This is a genomic window from Planomonospora algeriensis (genome assembly GCF_977012225.1).
In genome coordinates this window covers 1-739 of record NZ_CDRNDK010000998.1, presented here as the reverse complement: position 1 = coordinate 739, position 739 = coordinate 1, and the positions used below count along the sequence as shown (strand labels likewise).

Sequence of the window (739 nt, the reverse complement as noted above, 5' to 3'; positions counted from 1 at the left end):
TCGGGAGGCGGGGTCAGGCGCGCGCCGCCGACGGACGAGAGGCCGAAGCGGCGGCCGGTGGGAGGGGGCGGAGGGGCGGCCCCATAGACTCGGGATCACCATGGCCGTACAGATCTCGCCCAGCATCCTGTCCGCCGACTTCGCCCGCCTCGCCGAGGCGGCCGCGGCGGTGTCCAACGCCGACTGGCTGCACGTCGACGTGATGGACAACCACTTCGTGCCCAACCTGACGCTCGGCCTGCCGGTCGTCGAGTCCCTGCTCAAGGCCACGTCCCTGCCGCTGGACTGCCACCTGATGATCGAGGACCCGGACCGCTGGGCCCCCGCCTACGCCGAGGCCGGCGCGGGCAGCGTGACGATCCACGCCGAGGCGGCCAGGGCGCCGGTCCGCACGCTGCGCCAGATCCGCGCCGCGGGGGCCCGCTCCGGGTTCGCGCTGAACCCGGCGACCGCGGTCGAGCCGTACGAGGACCTGCTCGGCGAGATAGACATGCTGCTGCTGATGACCGTCGAACCCGGGTTCGGCGGGCAGAAGTTCCTCGACGTGGTCCTGCCGAAGATCCGCCGGGCCCGCGCGCTCATCGAACGGCACGGCGGGCAGATCTGGCTCCAGGTCGACGGCGGGGTCGCGGCCGAGACCATCGAGCGCTGCGCGGAGGCGGGCGCCGACGTCTTCGTCGCGGGCAACGCCGTCTACGGCGCCGGCGACCCGGCCGCCGCCGTGGACGCCCTGCGGGCC

At 74.4% G+C, this 739-nt stretch carries 1 protein-coding gene; it reads left to right on the top strand.

Features of this window, described 5'->3' with window-relative positions; translation table 11 throughout:
• Nucleotides 1-100: 100 nt before the first annotated feature.
• Nucleotides 101-739: ribulose-phosphate 3-epimerase (gene rpe / locus ACWJ6R_RS37430; RefSeq protein ID WP_449066721.1), on the top strand; the 639-nt coding region annotated here is incomplete at its 3' end.